The 26,251-nt window shown below is 66.5% G+C and carries 24 protein-coding genes; 16 read left to right on the plus strand and 8 right to left on the minus strand.

Annotated features, from left to right (window positions below; translation table 11 throughout):
• Positions 1-47: 47 nt before the first annotated feature.
• Positions 48-668, minus strand: a complete 621-nt coding sequence (locus BLT71_RS10750; RefSeq protein WP_091719981.1) for an L-threonylcarbamoyladenylate synthase — start codon at positions 666-668, stop codon at positions 48-50.
• Positions 669-718: 50 nt separating this feature from the next.
• Positions 719-2,695, minus strand: coding sequence for an APC family permease (locus BLT71_RS10755; protein WP_091719984.1), 1,977 nt, complete (start codon positions 2,693-2,695; stop codon positions 719-721).
• Between the two features lie 183 nt (positions 2,696-2,878).
• Between BLT71_RS10755 and BLT71_RS10760 the strand changes: the two genes are divergently transcribed.
• The 3 genes from BLT71_RS10760 to BLT71_RS10770 all read left to right on the plus strand — a co-directional run bounded on the left by BLT71_RS10760 (position 2,879) and on the right by BLT71_RS10770 (position 6,047).
• Positions 2,879-4,789, plus strand: coding sequence for an ATP-binding protein (locus BLT71_RS10760; RefSeq protein WP_231994263.1), 1,911 nt, complete (start codon positions 2,879-2,881; stop codon positions 4,787-4,789).
• Complete coding sequence (locus BLT71_RS10765) at positions 4,786-5,508, plus strand: response regulator (protein WP_091719990.1); 723 nt, start codon at positions 4,786-4,788, stop codon at positions 5,506-5,508. Before BLT71_RS10760 ends, BLT71_RS10765 begins: the two co-directional genes overlap by 4 nt.
• A 104-nt stretch (positions 5,509-5,612) precedes the next feature.
• Positions 5,613-6,047 carry a VOC family protein gene (locus BLT71_RS10770; protein ID WP_091719993.1) on the plus strand — a complete coding sequence of 145 codons (435 nt, stop codon included), beginning with the start codon at positions 5,613-5,615 and terminating at the stop codon, positions 6,045-6,047.
• A 98-nt stretch (positions 6,048-6,145) separates the two neighbouring features.
• On the opposite strand, the gene BLT71_RS10775 is transcribed toward BLT71_RS10770, so the two are convergent.
• On the minus strand, positions 6,146-6,979 hold the full coding sequence (locus BLT71_RS10775; protein ID WP_091719995.1) for an oxidoreductase: 834 nt from the start codon (positions 6,977-6,979) through the stop codon (positions 6,146-6,148).
• A 102-nt stretch (positions 6,980-7,081) separates the two neighbouring features.
• Between BLT71_RS10775 and BLT71_RS10780 the strand changes: the two genes are divergently transcribed.
• The 7 genes from BLT71_RS10780 to BLT71_RS20805 all read left to right on the plus strand — a co-directional run bounded on the left by BLT71_RS10780 (position 7,082) and on the right by BLT71_RS20805 (position 11,453).
• Positions 7,082-7,762, plus strand: a complete 681-nt coding sequence (locus tag BLT71_RS10780) for a hypothetical protein (RefSeq protein WP_091720023.1) — start codon at positions 7,082-7,084, stop codon at positions 7,760-7,762.
• A gap of 18 nt (positions 7,763-7,780) precedes the next feature.
• Positions 7,781-8,287, plus strand: a complete 507-nt coding sequence (locus tag BLT71_RS10785) for an HAD domain-containing protein (RefSeq protein ID WP_091720026.1) — start codon at positions 7,781-7,783, stop codon at positions 8,285-8,287.
• A gap of 152 nt (positions 8,288-8,439) precedes the next feature.
• Positions 8,440-9,753: an inorganic phosphate transporter gene (locus BLT71_RS10790; RefSeq protein WP_091720028.1), complete on the plus strand. Its 1,314-nt coding sequence runs from the start codon at positions 8,440-8,442 to the stop codon at positions 9,751-9,753.
• Positions 9,750-9,971 (plus strand): hypothetical protein, encoded by a 222-nt coding sequence (locus tag BLT71_RS10795; protein ID WP_056078903.1) that lies wholly within the window; start codon positions 9,750-9,752, stop codon positions 9,969-9,971. The genes BLT71_RS10790 and BLT71_RS10795 overlap by 4 nt, the downstream gene beginning before the upstream one ends.
• 95 nt (positions 9,972-10,066) lie before the next feature.
• Entirely contained in the window at positions 10,067-10,621 is a 555-nt protein-coding gene (locus BLT71_RS10800; protein WP_091720031.1) for a dihydrofolate reductase family protein, read from the plus strand.
• A 56-nt stretch (positions 10,622-10,677) separates the two neighbouring features.
• Complete coding sequence (locus BLT71_RS20800; protein WP_231994265.1) at positions 10,678-11,148, plus strand: hypothetical protein; 471 nt, start codon at positions 10,678-10,680, stop codon at positions 11,146-11,148.
• On the plus strand, positions 11,148-11,453 hold the full coding sequence (locus tag BLT71_RS20805; RefSeq protein ID WP_231994267.1) for a transcriptional regulator: 306 nt from the start codon (positions 11,148-11,150) through the stop codon (positions 11,451-11,453). The genes BLT71_RS20800 and BLT71_RS20805 overlap by 1 nt, the downstream gene beginning before the upstream one ends.
• Positions 11,454-11,497: 44 nt before the next feature.
• On the opposite strand, the gene BLT71_RS10810 is transcribed toward BLT71_RS20805, so the two are convergent.
• A complete protein-coding gene (locus BLT71_RS10810) occupies positions 11,498-11,965 on the minus strand; it encodes a PaaI family thioesterase (protein ID WP_172829958.1) in 468 nt (155 codons plus the stop codon).
• 184 nt (positions 11,966-12,149) lie between these two features.
• On the opposite strand from BLT71_RS10810, the gene polA reads away from it, so the two are divergent.
• The 3 genes from polA (at position 12,150) to rpsA (ending at position 17,931) form a co-directional block, all read left to right on the plus strand.
• The gene (gene polA, locus BLT71_RS10815; protein ID WP_231994545.1) at positions 12,150-14,792 is read left to right on the plus strand and encodes a DNA polymerase I; all 2,643 of its coding nucleotides are present in this window, start codon (positions 12,150-12,152) and stop codon (positions 14,790-14,792) included.
• A gap of 87 nt (positions 14,793-14,879) precedes the next feature.
• The gene (locus BLT71_RS10820; protein ID WP_407681248.1) at positions 14,880-16,169 is read left to right on the plus strand and encodes a GNAT family N-acetyltransferase; all 1,290 of its coding nucleotides are present in this window, start codon (positions 14,880-14,882) and stop codon (positions 16,167-16,169) included.
• 286 nt (positions 16,170-16,455) lie between these two features.
• Positions 16,456-17,931: a 30S ribosomal protein S1 gene (rpsA, locus tag BLT71_RS10825; RefSeq protein ID WP_056078912.1), complete on the plus strand. Its 1,476-nt coding sequence runs from the start codon at positions 16,456-16,458 to the stop codon at positions 17,929-17,931.
• Positions 17,932-18,012: 81 nt separating this feature from the next.
• On the opposite strand, the gene BLT71_RS10830 is transcribed toward rpsA, so the two are convergent.
• The 4 genes from BLT71_RS10830 to BLT71_RS10845 are packed head-to-tail and all read right to left on the minus strand — an operon-like array spanning position 18,013 to position 21,494.
• The gene (locus BLT71_RS10830) at positions 18,013-18,531 is read right to left on the minus strand and encodes a GNAT family N-acetyltransferase (protein ID WP_091720046.1); all 519 of its coding nucleotides are present in this window, start codon (positions 18,529-18,531) and stop codon (positions 18,013-18,015) included.
• Positions 18,515-19,216 (minus strand): IMPACT family protein, encoded by a 702-nt coding sequence (locus BLT71_RS10835; protein ID WP_091720048.1) that lies wholly within the window; start codon positions 19,214-19,216, stop codon positions 18,515-18,517. The genes BLT71_RS10830 and BLT71_RS10835 overlap by 17 nt, the downstream gene beginning before the upstream one ends.
• A 44-nt stretch (positions 19,217-19,260) precedes the next feature.
• Positions 19,261-20,559: an ABC transporter permease gene (locus BLT71_RS10840; protein WP_091720049.1), complete on the minus strand. Its 1,299-nt coding sequence runs from the start codon at positions 20,557-20,559 to the stop codon at positions 19,261-19,263.
• Positions 20,556-21,494, minus strand: a complete 939-nt coding sequence (locus BLT71_RS10845) for an ABC transporter ATP-binding protein (RefSeq protein ID WP_091720051.1) — start codon at positions 21,492-21,494, stop codon at positions 20,556-20,558. Before BLT71_RS10845 ends, BLT71_RS10840 begins: the two co-directional genes overlap by 4 nt.
• A gap of 94 nt (positions 21,495-21,588) precedes the next feature.
• On the opposite strand from BLT71_RS10845, the gene coaE reads away from it, so the two are divergent.
• The 3 genes from coaE (at position 21,589) to BLT71_RS10860 (ending at position 26,231) form a co-directional block, all read left to right on the plus strand.
• Positions 21,589-22,803 carry a dephospho-CoA kinase gene (gene coaE / locus BLT71_RS10850; RefSeq protein WP_091720052.1) on the plus strand — a complete coding sequence of 405 codons (1,215 nt, stop codon included), beginning with the start codon at positions 21,589-21,591 and terminating at the stop codon, positions 22,801-22,803.
• Positions 22,804-22,883: 80 nt separating this feature from the next.
• Complete coding sequence (gene uvrB, locus BLT71_RS10855; RefSeq protein WP_091720053.1) at positions 22,884-24,998, plus strand: excinuclease ABC subunit UvrB; 2,115 nt, start codon at positions 22,884-22,886, stop codon at positions 24,996-24,998.
• A 204-nt stretch (positions 24,999-25,202) separates the two neighbouring features.
• Positions 25,203-26,231 carry a TerC family protein gene (locus BLT71_RS10860; RefSeq protein ID WP_091720054.1) on the plus strand — a complete coding sequence of 343 codons (1,029 nt, stop codon included), beginning with the start codon at positions 25,203-25,205 and terminating at the stop codon, positions 26,229-26,231.
• Positions 26,232-26,251: the final 20 nt, after the last annotated feature.

Here is a 26,251-nt window from a genome sequence, read left to right on the forward strand (position 1 = left end):
GGCGGCCAGCGGCACAGTGCCCCGCGAAGGCGGTCAGGGCCCGGCAGTTACTCGAAGCGTGACGGGTCTCCCATGCCCCGCCGGACCACCTCGGCCACCCCGCTGGAAAAATCCACCACCGTGGTGGGTTCGGCCCCGCAGTCGCCGGCATCGATCACCCCGTCCACCTGGTGGTCCAGGCGTTCCTTGATTTCCCAGCCCACGGTCAGCGGCTCGTCCTCGTCCGGCAGCAGCAGGGTACTGGACAGCAGCGGTTCACCCAGTTCGGCCAGCAGGGCCTGGACCACCCGGTTGTCCGGGATCCGCACGCCCACCGTTTTCTTCTTCGGGTGCAGCAGCCGCTTGGGGACCTCCTTGGTGGCCGGCAGGATGAACGTATAGCTTCCGGGGGTCACGGACTTGATGCTCCGGAACACATCGTTGCCAATGTTCACGAACTGGCCCAGCTGGGCGAAGTCACGGCACACCAGGGTGAAGTGGTGCTTGTCATCCAGATGGCGAATGGTCCGGATCCGGTCCAGTGCGTCTTTGTTGCCCATTTGTGCACCCAGCGCATAGCAGGAGTCTGTGGGGTAGGCGATGAGCCCGCCGTCGCGGACGATGCTGACTGCCTGCGCAATGGCGCGGGGCTGGGGATCGTGCGGATGAACATCGAAGAATCTGGCCATCACCCGAGCCTACTTTCCTCCGGAGCGTTAGGCACCACTTTTCGTCCGGGTCAGCCGACGTGGACCCACGGGCGCTGGGTGACGTCCGGTTCGGCCTCGCGCAGGATTTCGCGGGTCACCGGGGCAATCTCGCCCTCGCCGAGCACCAGGAACCGCAGGAGGTTCGACACCGGGTTGCCTTCGGTCCAGCGGAAGTAAATGTGCGGCATCAGCCCTGTCACATCCCGGATGTGCAGGAGCACCGAGGCGATGGTGTTGGGAACCACCGGGCCGTGGACTTCCAGCACGGGGTAGCCGTGGCGGAGCACACCCCGTACTTCCAGGGCCGTTTCGAAGTCCGAGGAGTCGTCCACCATCACTTCCAGGAACAGGGGGGTTGCGTTGTCCGGGAAGTGGCTCGCCTCAGTGGCGGAGGCCAGCTTCCGGCGGTACGCCTCGGCGGACTGGCGCAGCGGCTCGTGGGCGATGATGCCGATGGGGCCGGCCACCGCAGAGGTAACGAACTGGAGCGCCTCAGTGTCCAGGCGGACATGTGTAGCGTGCAGCTCGAAGGACCGCAGCACCCTGGACAGCAGGGAGATGGCCACGATCGCCAGGATGAAGAAACCTGCAATCCGGATGCCCTCGGGCCGCTCGAAGATGTTGGCCACCGTGGTGTAGAGGAACAGCAGCGCAATGACGGAGAAGCCGAAACTCCTGCGCCGTTGCCGGAGCCGGCGCGCGGACAACGTCACGGCAACGGCGGCGGAGGTCATCAGCACCAGGACGCCGGTGGCGTAGGCACCGCCCTGGGCATCGACGTCGGCCTCGAACAGCACCGTGATGAGAACACCCGTCAGCGTGAAGACCAGCACCAGGGGCCGGACCGCTTTGGCCCACTCCGGCGCCATGCCGTAGCGGGGCAGGTACCGGGGGACGAGGTTCAGGAGCCCGGCCATCGCGGAGGCGCCGGCAAACCAGAGGATGGCGATGGTGCTGATGTCGTACACCGTGCCGAACTCCGGGCCCAGGTTGGTGTGCGCCAGGAACGCCAGGGCGCGTCCATTCGCCTCGCCGCCGGGCTGGAACTGCTGCTCCGGAATCAGGACCACCGTGGCGAAGCTGCTGGTGATGAGGAACGTGCTCATGATCAGGGCGGCAGTGGTCAGCATGCGGCGGGTACCGCGGATCCGTCCCGCAGGGTTGGCCTCGGTGTCACCGGCGGCTCCCCGGATCTGCGGCATGACGGCCACGCCCGTCTCAAAACCGGACAGGCCCAGTGCCAGGCGGGGGAAGACCAGCAGCGCCACGGCCACCGCCATGAGGGGGTTCCCGTGGCTGGTGGTGAGGGCATCCCACCATCCGCTGACCGCCACCGGGTGGGTGGCCGCCTCGGCGAGTGCCCGGGCCACCACCACCACGTTCATTGCCAGGTACACGGCCACGAGGACCACGGCGATGCCGATGGCCTCCTTGAAGCCGCGCAGGAACACCGCCGCGAGCAGGCCCAACAGCACCAGGGTGATGGCGACATTCTGGCCGTGCAGCCAGCCCGGCGCGAACGGGTTCTCGATCAGGTGGGCGGTGGCATCGGCGGCGGACAGCGTCATGGTGATCATGAAGTCGGTTGCCGCGAAGCCGAGGAGAACCAGGACCAGCAGTTTGCCGCCCCAGCGGGGAAGGAGGCGTTCCAGCATGGCGATGGACCCCTCGCCGCGCGGGCTCTCGCCCGCCACCCGGCGGTACACCGGAAGCGCCCCGAACAGGGTGACCGCCACCAGCACCAGGGTGGCGAGCGGGGAGATGGCGCCGGCGGCCAGGGCAGCGATGGCAGGCTGGTAGCCCAGGGTGGAGAAGTAGTCCACGCCCGTCAGGCACATCACCTGCCACCAGCGGTGCTTTCGGTGCCCGCTGGCTGCCACGCCGCCAGGACCCTGGTGCGTGCCCTTTGTGTCCTGCAGCCCGAACAGCAGCCAGTTCTTCATCGCCACGCCCCGCGGGAGCGGTGGGGCTGAGGGATCAGCCGGGGGCCGGCTCATGGTGGTCATCGCCATGCCTTTCGATTCAAAGTCCCGGCACGCCGCCGGGCACAGCCGAACGTAGCACCGGGCACGGGCCGCGGAACCGGCAAACGGGCGATCTTGATGCATCCTTAACGCCGTTGTGAGCGGACCCACACTCAGCGGCCCCGCAGCGCGTCCACCTGCCGCAACGGTGGAAGAATGTGCCTCATGGCAACCGAACGGATCGTCGCCGGCCTTAAGGGCGGAGACGACGACGAACTCCTGGTCAGGCGCGCCGCGCGCCTTGCAGGGCGCGGCGGCGGGGAGTTGCTGGCGGTGCACGTGAGGACCCCCTCAGGGACCCGAGGCGACTCGCCACGCGCCCTCGAAGACCAGAAGCGGGCAGTTGCCGGCCTGGGCGGCGAGTACCACGCGCTCGCCGGAACCGACGTCGCGCAGGCCCTGCTGGACTACGCGCGGTCGGTGCAGGCAACCCACATCCTGGTGGGACAGTCACGGCGGCGGCGGATTGCGGGACTGTTCCGCGGCAGCGTTGAAGCCCGGGTGGTGCGCGACGCCGGCGACATCGATGTCCAGGTGGTGCCCCGCGACCCGGCCGCACACCCTATGCGGCGTGCGCGGACCGAGCTCGGCCGGGGCCGGACCCTGGCGGGATTCGCACTCGCGGCCTTCCTGCCGGCAGGCCTTCAGCTGCTCCTCGCCGTCCAGGACCACAGCGTGGCCACGGCGGTGCTGGTCCAGCTGGCCGGAGCGGTGGCTGTGGCCCTGGTGGGCGGGCTGTGGCCGGCTGTGGCCGGTGCACTCTGGAGCAGCCTGCTGGTCAACTACTTTTCCACGCCGCCCGTGGGGGACCTCGCCATCCACGACCCCCAGGACGTCCTGGCACTGGGCGTCTTCGTGGGGGTGTCCGTTGCCGTGGCCGGCGTAGTGGACGGATCGGCCCGCCGCTCCAAGGAAGCGGCCCTCGCCCGGGCCGAAGCGGCAACCCTGGCTGACCTGGCCCTGGGGGCCTCCCGCTCCGAGGACTCGCTGCAGGCGCTGCTCTCGGAGTCACTCAGTGTCTTCGGGGTCTCCGGAGCCGCCGTCGTCACCGCCGCCGCGGACCCTCCGCAGCCGGGCTGGGAACTTGTGGCGGGAGCGGGGGACATCCCGGACTGGGACGAGGGCCCGGACGGTTCGGCGGCGCGGACTGCCGAAGAACTGGGCAGCCGCACATGGCTGCTCCTGTTCGGGCGGGAGATTCCCCGCGCGGAGCGCCGGCTGCTGGACGCCTTCGGGGTTCATGTCCGGGCACGGCTGGAACGGCGGCAGCTGGAGGCGAGCAGGCTGGAGATTTCCCGCCTTGCCGAGGGAAACGCCATGCGGACCGCCATCCTCCGGGCCGTGTCGCATGACCTCCGCACGCCGCTGGCGGGCATCAAGCTGGCGGCCGGGGGCCTGCTTCAGGACGGCGTGGGCTACGGTCCGGAGGAACGGCGGGAACTGCTGGAAACCATCGATGAGTGCACTGACCGGCTGGACGGGCTGGTGGGCAACCTCCTGGACATGTCCAGGATCACTGCCCAGTCCGTGGAACCGCTGCTGGAACCCGTTCGGTGGCGGGTCGCTGTGGACCATGCCCTCCGGACGTGCCCCGCCGGCGCAGTAGCGGTGGCCCTTCCCGCCAACATGCCGGCTGTGGAAGCGGACCCCGGGCTGCTGGAGCGCGCCATCGCCAATATCGTGGAGAATGCGCTGAAGTACGCCCCCGGTGCGGGCATCACCATATCCGTTACCCCGATGCAGCAGGCCGGCCCCGGCGGCCACCCCGCCGGCGAGCTGCGCATCATCGACCACGGCCCGGGTGTCCCGGCCCGCAAGGTGGTGGAAATGTTCCAGCCGTTCCAGCGGCTGGGGGACGCGGACCAGGGAACCGGCATCGGGCTGGGGCTGGCCGTGGCACAGGGTTTCGTGCAGGCGATGCGCGGAAGCCTCGACGCTGAAGAAACACCGGGCGGCGGCCTGACGATGGTCATCCGCCTGCCGCTGTCCGCCGGGCCACCCGTCGCAGGATCTCCAGTTGCCGGCCGTGCCCTCACGGGACCCGGTGCCGGGCCGGCGGGAGTGACGGGGGCATGACGCAGGCGAACCAGGATACGACGGCCGCCGGTGCACCGGATGCCCACGCCAGGGTGCTGGTGGTGGACGATGATCCCCATCTCCTGAAGGCGCTGCGGATCACCCTTGCCGCCCACGGGTACGCGGTGGACGCGGCCGCCGACGGCGCATCGGCGCTCCTTTCCGCGTCGCGGCACGCACCGGACCTGCTGATCCTGGACCTGGGACTGCCGGACATGGACGGCGTCGAAGTGCTGCGCGACCTGCGGCGGTGGAGCACCATGCCGGTGCTGGTGCTGTCGGCGCGGCATGGCTCGGCGGACAAGGTGGGTGCCCTGGACGCCGGCGCCGACGACTACATCACCAAGCCCTTCGGGCTGGACGAACTGCTGGCACGGCTGCGCGCCCTGCAGCGCCGTGTCCCTGCCCCGGAGGCGGCACCCGTGGTGGCCTCCTCTGCGTTCAGCGTGGATCTGGCGGCCCGCCGGGTGGACCGCGGCGGCACTGCGGTCCGGTTGACGCCCACCGAGTGGAAGATCCTCGAAATCCTGGTCCTGAACCCCAACCGGCTCATCACCCAGCAGCAGCTGCTGGCACGGGTGTGGGGTCCCGGCTACGTCAAGGAGGCCAATTACCTGCGCGTGTACATGGCGCAGCTGCGGCGGAAGCTGGAAGCGGACGCCGGCAAGCCGCGGCACCTGCTCACGGAACCCGGCATTGGGTACCGGTTCGTGCCCTGACCAGCCGGGCGAGGCGGCCTCCCGAACCCCCTACCCCCGGGGGCGCCCATGGGGCAGGATGTTGTCTGGTTCATGAGCAAGACACCACGCGAAGGAGATCCAGTATGCCGACCATCCTCAACCCGTACATAAGCTTCCGGGACAACGCCCGTGAGGCCCTGAACTTCTACCAGTCAGTCTTCGGCGGCGACCTGCGGGTCAGCACGTTCGGCGAATACCAGATGGCCGAGGACCCGGCGGAAGCCGAGAAGGTCATGCACGGCATGCTGACCACGCCCAACGGCCTGGTGCTCATGGGCTCGGACACCCCCAACCACATGGAATTCAGCGAGGGCTCCGCAATCTCCATTTCCCTCAGCGGCGAGGACGAAACGGAGCTGCGCGGCTACTACGACAAGCTCAGCGGCGACGGCGGCGCCGTCACCGTTCCGATGGAGAAGTCCCCGTGGGGTGACGTCTTCGGCATGTGCACGGACCGGTTCGGCGTCGCGTGGCTGGTCAACGCCAACGCGGGGGAGCGTGCCGCTGACGCCCCCTGATCCGGCTGCCACGTCAGCGAAGGGCACCCCCGCGATTCACCGCAGGGGTGCCCTTCCCAATGCCCGGCCGGTGCTACACCCGACCGCACGCCCGGTTCCTATGCCCGCGGCAGGCCAACGGCCCTGCTGATGAGCGTGTCGAACAGCCGGTCGGTGAGGAGCCTGCGGGCCGCGATGAGGGGCCGGGCACCGAACCCGGCCACGTACCGGGTCTTCGGGTTGCGGGCGGTCACCGCCTTACCCACGGCGTCGGCAATGACCGTCGGCGGGGAGTTGCGTTTCGGGTTTGAACCTGAGCGCAGCGTCCTCGCCACGGCCGACGCCTGGGCTGCGTAGGGTCCCCTGCCGGAGGTCTCCTCAACGAAGTCTGCTGCGATGGCGCCCCACTCGGTTTCGATCCCGCCGGGTTCGATGACCACCACGTCGATGCCGAACGGTTTGACCTCCAGCCGCAGGCAGTCACTGAGGGCTTCAAGGGCGAACTTGGTGCCGTGGTACCAGCCGCCCAGCGGGGTGTAGATCTTTCCGCCCATCGAGGTGATGTTCACGACGGTGCCGGAGCCCTGGGCGCGCATCTGCGGAAGTGCCAGCTGGGCCAGCCGTATGGCGCCGAAGACGTTGACCTCGAATTGCCGCCGTCCTTCATCGATGTCCACGTCCTCCAACGCGCCGTACGAACCGTAGCCGGCGTTATTGACCAGGACGTCGATCCGTCCGGTCGCCGCCATGATCTCGCCGATGCCGGACAGCATGGAGGCGTCGTCCGTCACGTCCATGGCCAGCGGGCGGACACCGTCCCGCGCAAGGTCCTGGAGCCGGCCGGTCCGCCGTGCGGCGCCGTACACGGTGAAACCCAGGGCGTGGAGTTTCCTTGCGGTGGCCTCTCCGATGCCGGAGGATGCCCCCGTGACGAGGGCGGTCCTGGTACTCATGCCTGTGCTCCTGTCCTGTGATGAGGCTGGTTCACCTACATCATGAACCAACGGCCATGCCGCAGCCTTGAGGCAGCCCCTGCCGCCTGCGAGGATGGTGCAGTGGAGCACCTCTTTGATTTCCTCTCCGATAAATGGTGGCTGGTATTTCCGCTGACCGCTTTCGCCGGCCACTATGCCAATTCGTGGCGCAAGGCCAGCGAGCGGCGGCACCGGCGCAAGGTGGAACTTCTCACATTGAAGAACCAGGCCCGGGAAGCCGGGAAGGCCTCGGCAGCCGACGTGGAGGCGCTGACCGCCACGCATGACGCCACCAACCGGCGCTGGCTCGAGTTCGAACTCGACGTGGGCAAGCTCATTGACTTTCCACTCATGACGGATGTGCGTGAACCCCTGACCGTCGCATTCCTGCGGGCCAAGCGCGACGCCGACGGCCAGCGTCCCCACTCCGCCTCGGAGCTGTCGCCCGCCCGGCTGGACGCCTACCGGACGGCAGTGAACGCCTTTGCCGTTGCCCTGGACGTGGCGGAGCGGGAAGCCCGCCGGATCCGCGACAGCAAGTTTTCCGGGCCCGAGCGTGAGCGGCTCGCCACGGCCAGGAAGCTGCTCATGATTGCTGAGAACGCGGCTGCCACCCCGGCGGAGCGCCAGGCTGCCTACAAGCGGGCGCGGCGGGAACTGGACGGCCTGATCGTCCTGCCGGACGTGACCATCGCCGCCCTCGAGAGGCTCGCTGCGCCAGGCCTGGACACCGGACGCACGCCATCGGACCAGCCGGGCTGACCCGCGCGGACGGACACCGTGTCACGCACGCTGTATATCGACGTCGACGGCGTCATCTGCCCCTTTGGGCCGGCCGGAACCACCGGCTGGGGTACTGCGTGGCGTCGGGCCGACGCCGGGCTGCTGCCCGTGGCCTACGCCGCGGAGCTGGTCACCGGGCTCAACAGCATCGCCCGCACCGATGGCGTGCGCTGCGTGTGGCTCACCAGCTGGGAGGAGCTCGCACCCCGGTACCTGTGCCGGGCCATCGGCCTGGACGGCAGGGACTGGCCGTATCTCACCGCGGCCGGCGCGGGAACGGGGGAGGGGTGGTGGAAACTCCAGGCCATCATGGACCACCTGGAAGCCACCAGTCCGGATGCTGCCGTGTGGATCGATGACCAGCTCGGCTACGAGGCGGAGGCGAAGTCATGGGTGCGGCTGCTGGGCCGCCGGATGCTTGCCGTATCCCCGGATCCCCGGCGCGGAATCTCGCCATCCGAACTGGAGTCCGTCCGGTCTTTCCTGGCCGGATCGCTGTTTTGACCTGCTGCCACGGGCGCGTACGATCGATAGGGTTTCGCACCGGTTTGGTTAGCAGCACAGGACATTCCCCACGAACATCCGGTGAATTATGCTGTGCACGGCAGCCGGGGTACGGAAACTGCTGAACACCAACTCTGCAGATTGGGCAACAGGTGGACATCACCTTCATGGTGGCGCTGGTCATTGCACTGGCTCTATTTTTCGACTTCACGAACGGCTTCCACGACACCGCGAACGCCATGGCAACACCCATCGCCACGGGTGCCATCAAGCCGAAGACCGCGGTGACTCTGGCCGCCCTCCTCAACCTGGTGGGCGCGTTCCTGTCCACTGAGGTGGCGAAGACAGTTTCCGGCGGCATCATCCGCGAAGGATCCGGCACGAGTCCGATCACTCCGGAAATCATCTTCGCGGGCCTGATGGGCGCCATCCTCTGGAACATGATCACTTGGCTCAAGGGACTGCCGTCCAGTTCCTCGCATGCACTTTTCGGCGGCCTGATCGGTGCGGCCATCGTGGGCATCGGCTTCAACTCCATCAACCTGGAGAGCTTGCTGCAGAAGGTCATCCTGCCGGCCATCTTCGCCCCCCTTATCGCCGGGCTGGTGGCCTATGTATGCACCCGCCTCGCCTACGCCCTGACCTCCCGGCACGATCCCGAGACCGGCAGCAAGCTGACGCAGAAGCGCGGCGGCTTCCGCACGGGCCAGATCTTCACCTCCAGCCTCGTGGCGCTGGCGCACGGCACCAACGACGCCCAGAAGACCATGGGCATCATCACCCTGGTCCTCATCGCCGCCGGCACCCAGGCACCCGGCACCGGACCCCAGTTCTGGGTCATCGCTGCCTGTGCCCTGGCCATTGCCATCGGCACCTACTCCGGTGGCTGGCGCATCATCCGCACCATGGGATCCGGCCTCACCGAGGTCAAGCCGGCCCAGGGCTTCGCTGCCGAGACCAGCACCGCATCAGCCATCCTGGCTTCATCGCACCTGGGCTTCGCGCTGTCCACCACGCAGGTGGCCTCCGGCTCCGTCATCGGCTCCGGAATGGGCCGCAAGGGCACCACCGTCCGCTGGAACATGGTGGGAAAGATCGCCATCGGCTGGCTGTTCACCCTTCCGGCCGCCGGCATTGTCGGCGCGCTGACTGCCCTGCTCGTCAACACCGGCGTGGTGGGAGTCCTCATCGCAGCGATCGCCGGTACAGGCGCTGTGCTGTTCATGTTCTTCTACTCACGCAAGTCTGCCGTGGGCCACCACAACGCCGTGGAGGTCGAGGAAGCCGGGCAGGCCGTCCGCTTCGCCAAGAAGAAGGCCATGGCCCGGGCACGCGCCGAAGCCAAGGCCAAAGCGAAAGCCGAAGCCAGCGCCAAGGCAAACGCCAGGCCGCAGGCGGAAACGGAGCCGCAGTCACAGGCGCCGGCTGACGCCGACGCAACCAACCCGAAGGAAACGCAGCGATGAAGTGGTTGGAACTCCTGACAGTTGCCGGCGCCACACTCATTGCCGCTTCCACGGTGGTGACGCTGTACGCGCTGGGTGTCCGGCTGACGGCGATTGCCGCCGATGCCCAGCAGCCCTCTCCAGGCTTGAAGCGGTCGCTGGCTTACCTCTGCTTTGGCCTCTGTGGTGCTGCGGTCCTCTTCGGGCTTTACCTGATCATCCCGTACTTCTCCAAGTAGCCACCGCCCTCCAGGCGGCCATCGCGGTCCTGCCCGGCACAAGGGCTACGGCAGGCGTACTGGGCAGGCCCTGCACCGTTGGCTAGGCTTGGGCCATGCCACGCATCCAGTATTTCGTCGCGGCCTCCCTGGACGGCTTCATCGCCACCTCCGGGGACGACCTCGGCTGGCTCCTGCAGTTCGACGGTTTCGAGGGCGGCAGCGAAAGCTACGAATCTTTCATGGCTGACGTGGGCTGCATCGTCATGGGCGGTGAGACCTACGCCTGGCTGATGGAACACGAACCGGGCAAATGGCCGTACCCGTCCACCCCCTGCTACGTCTTCACCCACCACGAGCATGCTGCCCCTCCGGGCTCCGACATCACTTTCGTCCGGGGCAGCGTCACCGAGTTCGCCGACGACTTCCGCGCGGATGCCGCGGGCCGGAACATCTGGGTGGTGGGTGGCGGCAACCTCGCCGCCCAGTTCGCCGCTGCGGGTCTCCTGGACGAGATCATCCTCTCCGTCATCCCTGTCATCCTGGGCGACGGCAAGCGCCTGCTGCCCATACAGGGCCCGACACCGCCACTTGAGCTGACTGCCTCCCGAACCCTGGGCAGGGGCATTGTGGAGTCCCGGTACTTGCTGGCGGGCGCCGGCCCACACTAAGACTTTCCTTTTCGGAAAGTCTTGTCTTTCCACTATGGAAAGTCTACGGTGGAGGCATGACACACGAAAGCGTCCGCCCGGGCCCCGACCAAGCACACGACGCACTCCTTGCCGTGGCTGCATCACAGCGGTCGCTGGCTCCCTTCATCGGTTCCCCTCGGTGGCTGTACGCTGTCCAGGGCCTGGGCATGGGCCTGTTCATCGTCGGACTCGCCCTTTACGGGTCACGCAGCTGGGCTGCTCCCGCTCTGGCAGCATCCATCGTCGTTTTCTGCGTGCTCCCGGTACTTCAGTCCAGGCGGTCGCGGGTCATTATGGACGTTTACACACACAGGGGGAGCCGGGTGGCCGCCGCCGTGTACCTGGGGACCTTTGCGGTTCTTGTCGCGGCTGCCCTCGCCTGGCACGCGGCCACGGGAGTGGACTGGCTTGTCTACCTCATGGCGGTGATGGCATTCGTCCTGTCGCTGGTCTGTGGGCCGGCCATGGAACGCAAGCTCGCTGCATCGGTCAGGGGCGCCCGCTAGTGGACTCCGGCGGCTTCAACGAAGTGATCCATGCGCCCACGCGATTGCGTATCTGCGCACTGCTGGCCGAAGCGGGGGAGATTGACTTTGGAGTCATCCGCGAGGCGCTTGCGCTCAGCGACTCTGTCCTCAGCAAGCACCTTAAGGTACTGGAACAGGCGTCCTATGTTCAGCTCCGCAAGGGTGCGGTCAACACGCGCACCCGCACCTGGGTCCGCCTCACCGCAGCCGGAGCACATGCGTTCCGCGCCCACGTTGACGAACTGCGGAGAATCGCAGCCAGCGCCGACCACCTGCCAGCCTGACGACCAAACATAAGCCCCGGTTGTTCCTGGCGTCCTTCTGGGGCTTACGCCCGGGCGTTGTCGCGGAGCATGTTGGTGATCCGGGCCGTGGAGAGCCTGTGGCCGTGTTCGTCGGTCATAACGATTTCGTGTGTGGCCAGTGTGCCGCCCAGGTGAATGGCGGTGCAGGTCCCGGTCACCAGGCCTTTTGCGATGGACCGGTGGTGGGTGGCGCTTACCTCGATTCCCACGGCGTGCCGGTGCGGACCGGCGTGCATGGCTGCCGAGAACGAGCCAAGGGTTTCGGCGAGGACCACGTGGGCGCCACCGTGCAGGATCCCCGCCACCTGCGTGTTCCCTTCCACCGGCATGGTGGCAACGGTCCGTTCCGGGCTCATTTCGAGGAACCGGATCCCCATTTTCACCACCAGCGCGCCGATGCCGAACTGTCCCAACCAGCCGTGCAGGTGCTCCGGGACGCCAGCCGCGGTCAGCTCGGCCGCAAAGGGGCCGGGCGTGAAATTGTCCATCATGCCAACTAGGCTGGCACCTGTGAGTGAAACAACCAAACCGGCCCCTCTTCCATCCCCAGTACTTCCGCAGGGCGCCGCCGCCCAGGATGCGGCCCCCTCAGCCGGTGAGTCGGTTTCAGCCACTGCCGCTCCCGTCGTACCCATGACCGGCCAGCCCCGGCTCCTGGTCCTCGACGGCCATTCCATGGCGTTCCGCGCCTTCTTTGCCCTGCCTGCAGACAAGTTCTCCACGTCCAACGGGCAACACACCAACGCCATTCACGGCTTCACGTCCATGCTGATCAACCTCATCAAGGAACAGCAGCCCACCCACATTGCCGTGGCCTTCGACGTCTCTGACGAATCGACCCACCGCAAGGCCGAGTACAGCGAATACAAGGGCGGCAGGAACGAAACGCCGCGGGAGATGAGCGGCCAGATCGACCTCATCGGCCAGGTGATGGAAGCCTGGGGGATCAAGACCATCAAGATGCCCGGCTACGAAGCCGACGACATCCTGGCCACCCTCGCGGCGATGGGCGAGAAGGCCGGCCACGAGGTGCTGCTGGTGTCCGGTGACCGCGATGCGTTCCAGCTCATCACGGACAACGTCTTTGTCCTCTACCCGAAGAAGGGCGTGAGCGACATCCCGCGGATGGACGCCGCAGCCATCGAAGCGAAGTACTTCGTCCCGCCGTCCCGCTATTCGGACCTCGCCGCACTGGTGGGCGAGACCGCGGACAACCTTCCCGGCGTACCCGGCGTCGGTCCCAAGACCGCGGCCAAGTGGATCAACCTCTACGGCGGGCTCGAAGGGGTCCTGGAACACCTTGACTCCATAGGCGGGAAGGTGGGGGACTCCCTCCGCGAAAACGTGGACAACGTCAAGCGGAACCGGCGCCTCAACCAGCTGCACACAGACCTGGAACTGCCGGTCACCCTGGATGACCTGTATGAGCCCCGCCCTGACCAGGCGGCCCTGGAAGACCTCTTCGATGAGCTCGAATTCAAGACCATCCGCAGCCGGCTCTTCGCGCTCTACGGCAACGACGACGCCCCCGCCGCCGAACGCGAAAGCATTGAGGCGCCCGCCTACACCGTCCCGGCCACCGCGGACGAACTGGCCGCGTTCCTGGCCGGAGGGGACGGGCAGCGCTCAGCCCTCGCCGTCGACCTCGTCCCGGGACGCATCGGCGAAGACGCCGCCGGCGTGGCCATCGTCCGTGCGGGCGGCGCCGTCTACCTGGATCTCACCGCCCTTGATGCGGATACCGAGAATGAGCTGGCGGCCTGGCTCCGCGACCCCGAATCGCCCAAGGTCCTGCATGGGTTCAAGGCCGCGCTGAAGGCACTTACCGCCCGCGGACTGGAGCTCGAAGGCGTGGTGGACGATACGTCCATCTCGGGCTACCTCATCCAGCCGGACCGGCGCACCTACGAGCTCGCCGAGCTGGCCCAGCACCACCTCAATGTCGGGATGCCGGCCGCAACCGCCAAGGCAGGCCAGCTGGAGCTGTCCTTCGACGGCAACGACGCCGCCGCCGCAGAGGCACTTGTCCAGGCTGCCGCCGTCGTTTCCGCGCTGAGCCGGTTCTTCGAAACCGAGCTGAAGGAACGCCGGGCCGAAGAGCTCCTGTCCACGCTGGAGCTGCCGGTCAGCCGCGTCCTCGCGGACATGGAACTGGCCGGCATCGGGATCGACCTGAACCGCATGGACGAACAGCTCGCCGACCTCGCCAGGGTGATCGACCAGGCGCAGGAACAGGCCTTTGCGGCGATCGGCCATGAGGTCAACCTTGGCTCGCCCAAGCAGCTGCAGACGGTCTTGTTCGAGGAACTGCAGCTGCCCAAGACCAAGAAGATCAAGTCCGGCTACACCACCGATGCCGCATCGCTGAAGAACCTCCTGGAAAAGACCGGCCACGAATTCCTGGTCCAGCTCATGGCCCACCGCGAAGCCGCCAAGCTGCGCCAGATGATCGAGTCCCTGAAAAAGTCAGTGGCCGAAGACGGCCGCATCCACACCACCTATGCCCAGAACGTGGCAGCCACGGGCCGGATCTCGTCCAACAACCCCAACCTGCAGAACATCCCCATCCGCAGCGAGGAAGGCCGGCGCGTCCGCGGCATCTTCGTGGTCAGCGACGGATACGAGTGCCTGCTGTCCGCGGACTACTCGCAGATCGAAATGCGCATCATGGCCCACCTCTCCGGCGACGCGGGGCTGATCCAGGCGTACAAGGACGGCGAGGACCTGCACCGGTTCGTCGGCTCGAACATCTTCCACGTGCCCACGGACCAGGTCACCAGCGCCATGCGCTCCAAGGTCAAGGCCATGTCCTACGGCCTGGCGTACGGCCTGACGTCCTTCGGTCTGTCCAAGCAGCTTGAGATTTCCGTGGACGAGGCCCGTACCCTCATGAAGGACTACTTCGACCGGTTCGGTGCCGTCCGTGACTACCTGCGGGGAGTGGTGGACCAGGCCAGGGTGGACGGTTACACCTCCACCATCGAAGGGCGCCGCCGCTATCTGCCGGACCTCACCAGCACGGACCGCCAGCTCCGCGAGAACGCCGAACGGATTGCGCTCAACAGCCCCATCCAGGGCTCTGCCGCGGACATCATCAAGCGGGCCATGCTCGGGGTGCATGCCGAGCTGCAGGCCCAGGGGCTGAAGTCCCGGATGCTGCTGCAGGTCCACGATGAACTCGTCCTCGAGGTGGCGCCCGGAGAACGTGCGGCGGTGGAGACTCTGGTCACCGAGCAGATGGCCGCCGCCGCGGACCTCAGCGTGCCGCTGGAAGTCCAGATCGGCGTCGGGCCCTCCTGGTACGACGCCGGCCACTAGGCTGCGTGCGCAGGCCCGCCCGTGCCCGGGCGTGTCTGCGCTGGTCAGGCGCCGGATGCATTCGTTACGCTCTCCCTTGTGGCTGATTTGAGCGGAAACTATGACATCCGGCGCTTCCCTGCGGTATCCAAGGGCAAGGACGGGTACGCCGAAGCCGAAACCTGGGCGCAGGCCGTAGGGTTCGGCTTCCATGAATCCACCCGGACTCCCGAGCACCGCGAACGCTCACTCGCCACCTACGAAGTGGACGGCCGCATCTTCACCGGCGCCTACCAGACCGGCACCGTGGCACCGTCGTCGCTGCCGGCAGATGTTCCGGTGGCCACGTTCGGAACGTTCCGGAAAACGCTGAACATCGGCTTCGGCCGCATGCTCGAAGCCCAGCTGGTCACAGCCGTGACCGTCCGCACGTCGCACCGCCGGCGCGGCCTGCTGCGCCGCATGATGACCGAAGACCTGCAGGGTGCCAAGGACGACGGCATAGCTGTCGCCGCACTGACCGCCTCCGAAGGATCCATATACGGGCGGTTCGGCTACGGCGTGGCCAGCCTCGAGCGCTCCATCAAGGTGGACACCACGGCGCGGTTCAAGCTCGCACACCAGGCCACCGGAACCATAGACGTCGCCGACCCCAGGGTGCTGCTGGACGTGGCGCCCGCCGTCTTCGACCGCGTCCACCGCAACACCCCGGGGTCCATCGGGCGGCAGGACTGGTACCGGCAGCTGGCCTCCGGCTCCCTGGGCCGCGACGGCAAGGAAGACCCGGCCATCAAGGTGGCACTCCACTATGCCGCCGACGGCGGCGTGGACGGCTACGTCTCCTACAAGTTCCTCGGCTGGGAAACCGAGCCCTACACCGTGGAGGTGGTGGACCTGGTGGCCGCCACGGACCACGCCTACCTTGAGCTGTGGGAGTACCTTGCGGCCATCGACCTCGTGGAGCGGGTCTCCTGGAATGAGGCGCCGGTGGATGATCCGCTGGCCTGGGCGCTGGTGGACCCGCGCTGCATCGACGCCTCGGACAGCCGCGACATGCTGTGGCTGCGGCTCCTCGACGTGCCTGCGGCGCTGGCCGCCAGGCACTACCCGGCAGACGGCCGGCTGGTGCTCGCCGTCGGGGACACCCTCGGCCTCACCGGCGGAACCTTCGCCCTTGATGTCGACGGCGGCCAGGCCGCCGTCGAACGCGTCCCCGACGAAACGTCCGCCGACCTCGAACTGGACGTCTCCGCGTTGTCCTCGATCTACCTGGGCGGTGTGTGCCCGGTGACGCTGAAGGCGGCCGGGAAAATCCGGGAGGCCACACAAGGGTCCGCACTCAAGGCCAAGCAGATGTTCGCCGTTGAGCGGGCAACACACTGCCTCACCCACTTCTGACCGCTTCCGCGGCCGGACTTCCGGCGAGGGGACCGCCGCGGGCGGGTCGCTAAAGGGGATACGGTGGGCTGCAGCTTTTGACCCTTGTTGCGCGCTGCGACTAGAATAAACGGGCGTGTACCACGTGCACGCTTCTGCGGTGATAAAACACTTCAGTACACCAATCCATAAAATCAGGATGACCCGGGGAATCCATCGGATTTCCCGAAAATCGCGCCTGCGTTCCATGACGCGGGCGCGCCGGTTGGCCTGACCGACTAACTATCCACAACGGAGCCCCTACTACATGACCATCACCTCCACCGAGAAGCCCGGTACCCCCGTAGTCGCCATTAACGACATCGGTACCGCTGAGGACTTCCTCGCAGCAGTCGACGCGACCATCAAGTACTTCAACGACGGAGACCTCGTCGAAGGTACCGTCGTCAAGGTCGACCGCGATGAAGTCCTGCTCGACATCGGTTACAAGACCGAAGGTGTCATCCCCTCCCGCGAGCTGTCCATCAAGCACGACGTTGATCCCGGAGACGTCGTCTCCGTTGGCGATCAGGTCGAAGCCCTGGTGCTCACCAAGGAAGACAAAGAAGGCCGTCTGATCCTCTCCAAGAAGCGTGCTCAGTACGAGCGTGCCTGGGGCGACATCGAGAAGGTCAAGGAAGAAGACGGTGTCGTTACCGGTACCGTCATCGAGGTTGTCAAGGGTGGTCTTATCCTCGACATCGGCCTGCGCGGCTTCCTGCCCGCATCCCTCGTCGAGATGCGCCGTGTGCGCGACCTTGCTCCGTACATCGGTCAGCAGATCGAAGCCAAGATCATCGAGCTGGACAAGAACCGCAACAACGTTGTGCTGTCCCGCCGTGCATGGCTCGAGCAGACCCAGTCCGAGGTCCGCTCCACGTTCCTCAACAAGCTGGAAAAGGGCCAGGTCCGTCCCGGCGTCGTTTCCTCCATCGTCAACTTCGGTGCATTCGTGGACCTGGGCGGCGTAGACGGCCTCGTTCACGTTTCCGAGCTGTCCTGGAAGCACATCGACCACCCGTCCGAGGTTGTCGAAGTTGGCCAGGAAGTCACCGTCGAGGTCCTCGAGGTCGACCTGGACCGCGAGCGCGTTTCCCTGTCGCTCAAGGCTACGCAGGAAGATCCGTGGCAGACCTTCGCCCGCACCCACGCCCTCGGCCAGGTTGTTCCGGGTAAGGTCACCAAGCTGGTTCCGTTCGGTGCGTTCGTTCGCGTCGAAGACGGCATCGAAGGCCTCGTGCACATCTCCGAACTGGCTGTCCGCCACGTGGAGCTGGCCGAGCAGGTTGTCTCCGTTGGCGACGAACTGTTCGTCAAGGTCATCGACATCGACCTGGAACGCCGCCGCATCTCGCTGTCCCTCAAGCAGGCCAACGAGGGCGTCGACGCCGACAGCACCGAATTCGATCCCGCTCTGTACGGCATGGCCGCAGAGTACGACGAAGAGGGCAACTACAAGTACCCCGAGGGCTTCGATCCGGAGTCCAACGAGTGGCTTGAAGGCTACGAGAACCAGCGCGCCGCCTGGGAGCAGCAGTACGCTGACGCCCAGACCCGTTGGGAAGCCCACAAGAAGCAGGTTACCCAGCACGCCGCCGACGACGCTGCAGCAGCAACGTCCGGTGACAGCGACTCGGGTACCACCAGCTACTCCTCGGAGCCCGCTGCCACCGATTCCGGTGCCGGCACCCTGGCTTCGGACGAGGCACTTGCTGCCCTGCGTGAGAAGCTGACCGGCAACTAATTGCCACCGGCCCTTCGGGGCTGACACAACAGACCCCCTGCCGCACGGCAGGGGGTCTGTTGGTTTAAGGCGGTTGCGGATTTAGAGGTCGACGACGGCGAGGACCGTTCCGTCGTCGTCGGGCGTGAGGCGGCAGCCGGCTGAGGCCAGCAGCTGCTGGGCGGCCCGGTTTCCGGCCAGCGTCCGGGCGGTGACCCGGGAGAGTCCCGCACTGCGGGCGTGGTCGAGGACGAGCGTCAGGGCGGCGGTGCCGATGCCCCGGGACCGGTAGCTCCGTCCCAGCCAGATGCCCGTTTCTGCCGTAGGGACCTCCGCCGGTGCGATCCGTTTGAGGCGCACGAACCCTGCGGCGTGGCCGGCGCTGAAGACCGCCCAGCTCTTTTCCCCGGCCGCTCCGTCCAGTCCGGCCGCGGCCTCGCGGTGGTAGTTGCGGAACCATGCCGTGCGTTCCGGGTTCCAGCCGGGCCCGCCCATCGGGGGAGCCACCTCGTCCGGGGACGCGTCCCGGTGGGCGAGGGACAGCAGCTGTTCCAGCACCAGTTCATCGACGTCCACCAGCGTCACGCCGGGGGAGCGTGGCGGTTCAGGCGTTGGGAACATCAATCCACTCCGTTCCTTCAGGGGCCAGCGTGGCGGATCCGGCGGTCAGGCCCAGCACCCGTTCGGCCGCAGCGGAGACTTCAGCGCCGGTGTCCGGCACGGCGATGCGGAGCACTGTATGGCTGCCCCCGTAGCTGGTGCCCGCCATGGTAAAACCGCCGGCACGGAGATCGTTCTCAAGCCGTCCGGCAACGCCGTGCGGCACGGGGATGGCGCAGATCCGCAGCCGGCTGCGCCGCACCAGGGGCACCAGGGCCAGCGCCGAGGACACAGATTCCGAGTAGGCGCGCACCAGGCCGCCGGCGCCCAGGAGGATGCCGCCGAAATAGCGGACGACGACGGCGCTGACGTCGCTGAGATCCGTGGCCCCGGGCACGGTTTCCTTCTTGGTGAGGGCTTCCAGCATCGGGATGCCGGCGGTTCCTGAGGGTTCGCCGTCGTCGCTGGAGCGCTGGATGTCGCGGTCCGGTCCGATGACGAACGCGGAACAGTGGTGCCTGGCGTCGTGGAACTCGCGGCGGAGGTCTGCCACCAGTGATCGCGCTTCGTCTTCGCTGCCGGACCGGCGCAGCACGGTGATGAACCGTGAGCGCTTGATCTCCAGCTCGTGCCGGAAGTCCTCCCCGGCTGACAAGGTGGTGTAGGCCGTGGCCCTGCTGTTCCCGGCCTCCGCTGCTTCCACCACGGGCTCAGTCTAACTGCAGCCGAAAGGCCGCTATTGCGGCGGCCCTACTTGCCGGCGGCCTCGCGCCGACGGCGGCGCAGCGTCTTGGCCAGCGAAAGTTTGCCGGTGTACTGGATGGAGCCGTAGCGGAACAGATGCACGGACAGGCGCAGCATCAGGACGCCGACAATGAACAGTTCGGCGATCACAATGATCGACTCGGCGGGGCTCAGGGTTCCGAAGCCGTTCCGGAGCATGGCGGTCACGGGCGCCGAGAGCGGGAAGTAGGTAAACGCCTGCACGATGGGGGACTGGGGATCACTCAGGATGAGGCTGATGGCGTAGAACGGCACGAAGATCAGTGCCATCAGCGGGCCGAAGACCACGCCGGCTTCCTTGGCGTTGGGCATCACCGCGCCAATGGCACCCAGGACTGCGGTGAACAGCAGGAAGCCGCCCAGCAGCAGCAGGGCGCCCACCAGCAGCGGCCCCGGTTCGAACACCACGTCGGAAAGGTTGATGTCCGGCAGGGACAGCCTGTCCCTGAAGAAGGCAAAGCCGCCGATGACCGGTGCCAGGAACACCGAAATCTGGACGAGGCCCACCAGGAGGAGCGAGATGATCTTCCCGATGATCAGGGTGGTGGGGTTCAGCGTGGTCAGGATCATTTCAGTAACCCTGTTCTCCTTTTCCTCCAGCGTGCTGTTCAGCATCTGGTTCGAGAGCAGGATGATCATCACGTAGAAAAGCACCAGGAACATCAGCGGCGGAACGGCGGCGCCGAAGCCACCGGATGCCTGCCCGTCCCGGTAAGTCTCGGTGTCCACTTTAACGTTCCCGCTGGCTGCCGCCGTGAGTTGCGGCGAGCCGATGTCTGCCTGCGCCGCCACCATGAGCAGTTGCTTGGCCACCGCCTCGTAGGTCCCGTTGGCAAAGACGCCGCGGTCCGTGCCGTACACCTGCACCGGTTCGGCGGTGGGGTTGGCCGGATAGGCGAAGTAGGCGTCCACAGTGCCGGCCTTGACGTCGGCGAGTGCCTGCTCCGGGTCGGCCGCCCTGGTCCCTCCGGCCGCCCGGCCGGCGGCCTCCGGAATGATCCCCGACGCGTCCGTGTAGGTGAATGACAGTGCTGCATTCTTCTGGGCATCCGCGGAGGCGCTCGTGGAGCTGTTGCTGACGAAGATCAGGGCGAAGACGATAGCCGTCACCACGGGGATGGCCAGTGTGGCGATCCAGAACCGCGGCTTTTTGGTGGTGCGGAAGAACTCAAACCCCACCACGGTGCCCAGGTTGTGCCAGCGCACCGCCGGGCGCCGGGCCGGGATAGGCGGAGTGGACGATGAACGTGTTGGTGCAGGGCTCATGGCCGGGCCTCCACGGGTTGGTCCTGTTCGCCGTAGACCCTGATGAAGATTTCATCCAGGGAAACGCGGGCTGTGGTGAAGCTGCTGACGCTGACTCCGGCGGTGACAAGCTCGCGCAGGACGGCAGCCTGCCCTGAGCCCGGACGCGGCGCCAGCTCGGCGTACCCGCCCGAGTCGAGCGCGATGTCGTACAGGGTGGAGTGGGGCAGGACACCGTCGTAGTCCACCCGGTAGACGGTTCCGCCGAACTGCTCCTGCACCTCCTCCACTGTGCCGTAGGCGCGGGAGGTGCCGTCCTTGAGGAGGATGACGCGGTCGCAGAGCCGTTCCACTTCTTCCATCTGGTGGGTGACCATGATGACCGTGGCGCCGGCCAGCTTCTGTTCTTCGATGATGTCCATCAGCAGGCGGCGGTTCACGGGGTCGAAGCCCTTCGTGGGTTCATCCAGGATCAGCAGTTCGGGGGCGTTCATGATGGTGACGCCGAGTTGGATCTTCTGCTGCTGGCCACCGGAGAGCTTGTCCAGGTTGGCGGCAGCTTTGTCCGCCAGCTGAACGCGCTCCAGGTAGTCGAGCGACCAGGCTTTGGCCTGTGCCTTGCCCAGGCCCTTGAGCCGGCCGAAATAGACCATGACGTCCAAAACCGGTTCCTTTTTATACAGGCCGCGTTCCTCCGGCAGGTAGCCCAGCCGGGCGCCGTCGCTGGGTTCAAAGGGTTTCCCGCCGATGTGGAGCGTCCCCGCGGTGGGCTGGTAGATCCCCAGCAGGGCCCGCAGGGTGGTGGTCTTTCCTGACCCGTTGCTCCCCAGGAAACCGAACGTTTCCCCGGCACGCACATCGAAGGACAGGTCCCTGATGACGGTGGCGTCACCGAAATCCATCCGGAAATCCTTGATGTGGACCAGCGGCTCCGTGGCCGCACCCCCTGCAGTCATGGACCCAGACTACCGAACCACGTGCCCGTCCCGGTCCTGCGGCGCGAGCCGGAACGTGGCGCGGCGCCGCCGGCCGTCCGTCTAGGCTGGGACGGTGCTGAAGATCGGATTGACCGGCGGGATCGCGTCAGGGAAGTCGGTGGTTGCCTCCCGGCTGAAGGAGCGCGGGGCGGTCCTGGTGGACGCGGATGCACTCGCCCGCGAGGTGGTGGAGCCCGGCACCGAGGGCCTCGAACGCATCGTGGCCGAGTTTGGCCGGGACATGCTCGACGCCGAAGCCCGGCTTGACCGCCCGCGGCTCGGAGAAGCGGTGTTCGGCAACAAGGACCGCCTGGCCGTACTGAACGGCATCTTGCATCCGCTGGTACGCACCCGGGCAGCGGCCATCACGGCAGCCGCGCCGGAAGATGCGGTGGTGGTCCAGGACATTCCCCTGCTGGTGGAGACCGGGCAGGGCAGCAACTTCCACCTCGTCCTGGTGGTGGATGCCCCGGACGGGCTGCGGCTGGAGCGGATGCAGCAACTGCGGGGCATGAGCGCTGAAGCGGCGCGCGCCCGGATGGCAGCGCAGGCCCAGCGGGATACCAGGCTGGCCGCGGCCGACGTCGTCCTGGACAACTCCGGCACCCTGCAGCACCTGCTGGAGCAGGTGGACAGCCTTTGGGACACCCGCCTGATGCCGTACGCCCGGAACCTGGCAGCCGGCGTCCGGGCCAAAAGGACCGGCGCGCCCGTCCTTGAGGCGTACAGGGATGACTGGCCGCAGCAGGCCGCGCGGATCGCCGCGAGGCTGATGGCTGCGGCACCAGGGGTAATCCTCGCGGTAGACCACATCGGCTCCACCTCCGTCCCCGGCCTGGCCGCGAAGGACGTCATCGACCTGCAGGTTGCGGTGTCCGGACTGGACGCCGCGGACCGGCTGGTGCCGATGCTGGGTGCTGCAGGCTTCCCCCTGGTGCCCGGCGCCGGCCACGACACGCCGAAACCAACCGACCCCGACCCGCGGCAGTGGCAGAAGCGGTTCCACGCGAACGCCGATCCCGGCAGGGCCGTCAACATCCACGTGCGGGTGGCCGGCTCTCCCGGCTGGCGATACGCCCTGCTGTTCCGGGACTGGCTGCGGCTGGACGGGCAGGCGCGGCAGCTGTACGGGGCGCAGAAGGCTGAACTTGCACAGTGCTTCGCCGGCGCCGCCAGCACCAGGTCCTACGCGGAGGCCAAGGAGCCGTGGTTCACTGACGTCGCGTGGCCCGCCATGGCAGCGTGGGCCGCCGCAACCGGGTGGGAACCGCCGTCATACGCTCCCTGAAGGCGCCGATACCGCGCCGGGCTGTTCGCCCGTAACGGACTGGACCGTCCAGTGTCGGTGCCCGGTTGTAGATTAGATCCATGAGCCTTGCGCAGGATATCAACCGTGTTGTAGCGCCCTTCGAAGTCATCAGCGAGTTCAAGCCGGCCGGCGACCAGCCTGCCGCCATCGCCGACCTGACGGAGCGGATCAACAACGGCGAGAAAGACGTGGTGCTGCTGGGCGCCACGGGTACCGGCAAGAGTGCCACTACCGCCTGGCTCATTGAGCAGGTGCAGCGGCCCACCCTGGTGATGGTCCAGAACAAGACCCTCGCCGCGCAGCTGGCCAACGAATTCCGTGAACTGCTGCCCAACAACGCGGTGGAATACTTCGTCTCCTACTACGACTACTACCAGCCTGAGGCGTACGTGGCGCAGACGGACACCTTCATCGAAAAGGACTCGTCCATCAACGAGGAAGTCGAGCGGCTTCGGCACTCGGCCACGAACGCCCTGCTCACGCGGCGCGACGTCATTGTGGTGGCCACTGTCTCCTGCATCTACGGCCTGGGCACCCCGGAAGAGTACATCGCCGGCATGGTGACGCTGCGCAAGGGCGCCGAAATGAACCGGGACGACCTCCTCCGGAAGTTCGTCTCCATGCAGTACGCCCGGAACGACATGGACTTCCACCGCGGCACGTTCCGTGTCCGCGGCGACACCGTGGAAATCATCCCCATGTACGAGGAACTCGCCATCCGGATCGAGTTCTTCGGCGACGAAATCGAAAACATCCAGACCCTTCACCCGCTGACCGGCGAAATCATCCAGGATGAAGAGGAAATGTACGTCTTCCCGGCCTCGCACTATGTGGCCGGTCCGGAACGGATGGCCCGCGCCATCAAGCGCATCGAGGACGAACTCGCCGAGCGGCTCCAGGTGCTGGAGAGCCAGAACAAGCTCGTGGAAGCCCAGCGGCTGCGCATGCGCACCACCTATGACCTGGAAATGATGCAGCAGATGGGTTTCTGCAACGGCATTGAGAACTACTCCTCCCACATCGACGGACGCGCCCGGGGCACGGCGCCGCACTGCCTCCTGGACTACTTCCCGGACGACTTTCTGCTGGTCATCGACGAATCCCACGTCACCGTGCCGCAGATCGGCGCCATGTACGAAGGTGACATGTCCCGGAAGCGGAACCTCGTGGACTTCGGCTTCCGGTTGCCCTCCGCCATGGATAACCGGCCGCTGAAGTGGGACGAATTCCTTGAGCGCGTCGGCCAGACGGTTTATCTGTCGGCAACGCCCGGCAAATACGAGCTGGGCAAGGCTGACGGCTTTGTCCAGCAGATCATCCGGCCCACCGGCCTGATCGATCCCGAGGTGGTGGTCAAGCCCACCAAGGGGCAGATCGATGACCTTCTGGGCGAGATCAAGACGCGTACCGAAAAGAACGAACGCGTCTTGGTGACCACCCTCACCAAGCGGATGGCCGAGGACCTCACCGACTACCTGCTGGGCCACGGGGTCAAGGTCGAATACCTGCACTCGGACGTCGACACTCTCCGCCGTGTGGAGCTGTTGAGGGAGCTGCGGATGGGGACCTTCGATGTCCTCGTCGGCATCAACCTCCTGAGGGAGGGCCTTGACCTGCCCGAGGTCTCCCTGGTCAGCATCCTCGATGCCGATAAGGAAGGCTTCCTCCGGTCCTCCACGTCGCTGATCCAGACCATCGGCCGCGCGGCCCGTAACGTTTCGGGCCAGGTGCACATGTACGCGGACCGGATCACGGACTCCATGGCCCACGCCATCGATGAAACCAACCGGCGCCGCGCCATCCAGGTGGCCTACAACACCGAGCACGGGATTGATCCGCAGCCGTTGCGGAAGAAGATCGCCGACATCACGGACCAGCTGGCCAAGGAAGACGCCGACACCGATGCGCTGCTGGGCAGCTTCGACTACGGCAAGGGCAAGCGCGGCATCACGGGGGCTAACAAGCCCGGCGCGAAGAAGGGCGCTGCGCAGGTACGGGCGGACGGCCTGGCCGCAGCGCCGGCCGAGGACCTGTTGGGGATGATCGCGCAGCTGACCGAGCAGATGCACGGGGCCGCAGCGGAACTGCAGTTCGAAGTGGCCGCCCGGATCAGGGACGAGGTCGGCGAGCTGAAGAAGGAACTGCGCCAGATGCAGGCCGCCGGCCACGCCTGACACATACGTCACCACGGGGTCGCATCCAGCTGCGCTGCGGTACAGTTAACGTCACGTAGGGGAGTATCCCAAGCGCTACGATCGTCAACACGCAGGGCATGGTTGCCCAGCCGGGCGTAGCGGGCCAGCCGCATCAGCACCAAGTGCACAGGCTGGCCGGAGAGACTTACACCGCATCTCTGTACCCCGCGAAAGGCTACCCCTGTGCTCGAATTGCCCTTGTGGTTCGAGGTCGGCTCATTTGTCGTCCTCGGCCTGATCCTCCTGATCGACCTGCTCCTGGTCGTTCGCCGCCCGCACGAACCGTCCATGAAGGAAGCCGGACTGTGGGTGGCGTTCTACGTCACCCTGGCCCTGCTGTTTGCCGGCGCCATGTTTATCTTCGCCGGACACGAGTATGGCGGCCAGTTCGTTGCAGGCTGGGTCACTGAGTACAGCCTCAGCATCGACAACCTCTTCGTCTTCATCATCATCATGGCCCGGTTCTCGGTGCCCAGGAAGTACCAGCAGGAAGTGCTGATGGTGGGCATCATCATCGCCCTGGTCCTGCGCGGCATCTTCATCCTCCTCGGCGCCATCGTGATCGAGCAGTTCAGCTGGGTGTTCTACATCTTCGGTGCGTTCCTGCTGTGGACCGCGTGGAAGCAGGCCCAGGATGAAGGCGAAGACGAAGAGGACAAGGAAAACCCCCTCATCGCCCGGATCCGCAAGGTCATCCCCATGTCGGAGAAGTTCGACGAAGGCAAGCTGCGCACCACCGTGAACGGCAAGAAGGTCTTCACCCCCATGCTGATCGTGTTCATCACCATCGGCCTGACGGACCTGCTGTTCGCCGTGGACTCGATCCCCGCCATCTTCGGCCTCACCCAGAGCCCGTTCATCGTGTTCACCGCCAACCTGTTCGCCCTCATGGGCCTGCGCCAGCTGTACTTCCTGCTCGGCGGCCTCATGAACCGCCTGGTGTACCTGAAGCACGCCCTGTCCGTCATCCTGGCGTTCATCGGCGTCAAGCTGGTCCTGCACGCCATGCACGTGAACGAACTGCCCTTCATCAACGGCGGCAAGCACATCGAATGGGCACCCGAAATCCCCACCTTCGTGTCCCTGGCGGTCATCGTCGGCACCATCATTATCGCCGTCGTTGCCAGCCTGCTCAGCTCCAAGGCCAAGGAAGCCCACATGGACCCGCGCCTCGAAGACGACGTCCGGAAGAGCCACAGCGACGCCGAATAGACGCTCCTTCCCGCTTCAAA

This window comes from Pseudarthrobacter equi, from assembly GCF_900105535.1.
Classification (GTDB): domain Bacteria; phylum Actinomycetota; class Actinomycetes; order Actinomycetales; family Micrococcaceae; genus Arthrobacter; species Arthrobacter equi.

Bases quoted from the DNA above. Each gene is read 5' to 3' on its own strand.
- BLT71_RS10755 (WP_091719984.1), bottom strand. From the start codon at position 2,695: ATGACCACCATGAGCCGGCCCCCGGCTGATCCCTCAGCCCCACCGCTC.
- BLT71_RS10810 (WP_172829958.1), bottom strand. From the start codon at position 11,965: ATGATGGACAATTTCACGCCCGGCCCCTTTGCGGCCGAGCTGACCGCG.
- polA (WP_231994545.1), top strand. From the start codon at position 12,150: ATGGCGTTCCGCGCCTTCTTTGCCCTGCCTGCAGACAAGTTCTCCACG.
- BLT71_RS20800 (WP_231994265.1), top strand. From the start codon at position 10,678: ATGACACACGAAAGCGTCCGCCCGGGCCCCGACCAAGCACACGACGCA.
- BLT71_RS10800 (WP_091720031.1), top strand. From the start codon at position 10,067: ATGCCACGCATCCAGTATTTCGTCGCGGCCTCCCTGGACGGCTTCATC.
- BLT71_RS10760 (WP_231994263.1), top strand. From the start codon at position 2,879: ATGGCAACCGAACGGATCGTCGCCGGCCTTAAGGGCGGAGACGACGAC.
- BLT71_RS10765 (WP_091719990.1), top strand. From the start codon at position 4,786: ATGACGCAGGCGAACCAGGATACGACGGCCGCCGGTGCACCGGATGCC.
- BLT71_RS10845 (WP_091720051.1), bottom strand. From the start codon at position 21,494: ATGACTGCAGGGGGTGCGGCCACGGAGCCGCTGGTCCACATCAAGGAT.
- BLT71_RS10830 (WP_091720046.1), bottom strand. From the start codon at position 18,531: ATGTTCCCAACGCCTGAACCGCCACGCTCCCCCGGCGTGACGCTGGTG.
- BLT71_RS10840 (WP_091720049.1), bottom strand. From the start codon at position 20,559: ATGAGCCCTGCACCAACACGTTCATCGTCCACTCCGCCTATCCCGGCC.
- uvrB (WP_091720053.1), top strand. From the start codon at position 22,884: ATGAGCCTTGCGCAGGATATCAACCGTGTTGTAGCGCCCTTCGAAGTC.
- rpsA (WP_056078912.1), top strand. From the start codon at position 16,456: ATGACCATCACCTCCACCGAGAAGCCCGGTACCCCCGTAGTCGCCATT.
- BLT71_RS10775 (WP_091719995.1), bottom strand. From the start codon at position 6,979: ATGAGTACCAGGACCGCCCTCGTCACGGGGGCATCCTCCGGCATCGGA.
- BLT71_RS10795 (WP_056078903.1), top strand. From the start codon at position 9,750: ATGAAGTGGTTGGAACTCCTGACAGTTGCCGGCGCCACACTCATTGCC.
- BLT71_RS10750 (WP_091719981.1), bottom strand. From the start codon at position 668: ATGGCCAGATTCTTCGATGTTCATCCGCACGATCCCCAGCCCCGCGCC.
- BLT71_RS10770 (WP_091719993.1), top strand. From the start codon at position 5,613: ATGCCGACCATCCTCAACCCGTACATAAGCTTCCGGGACAACGCCCGT.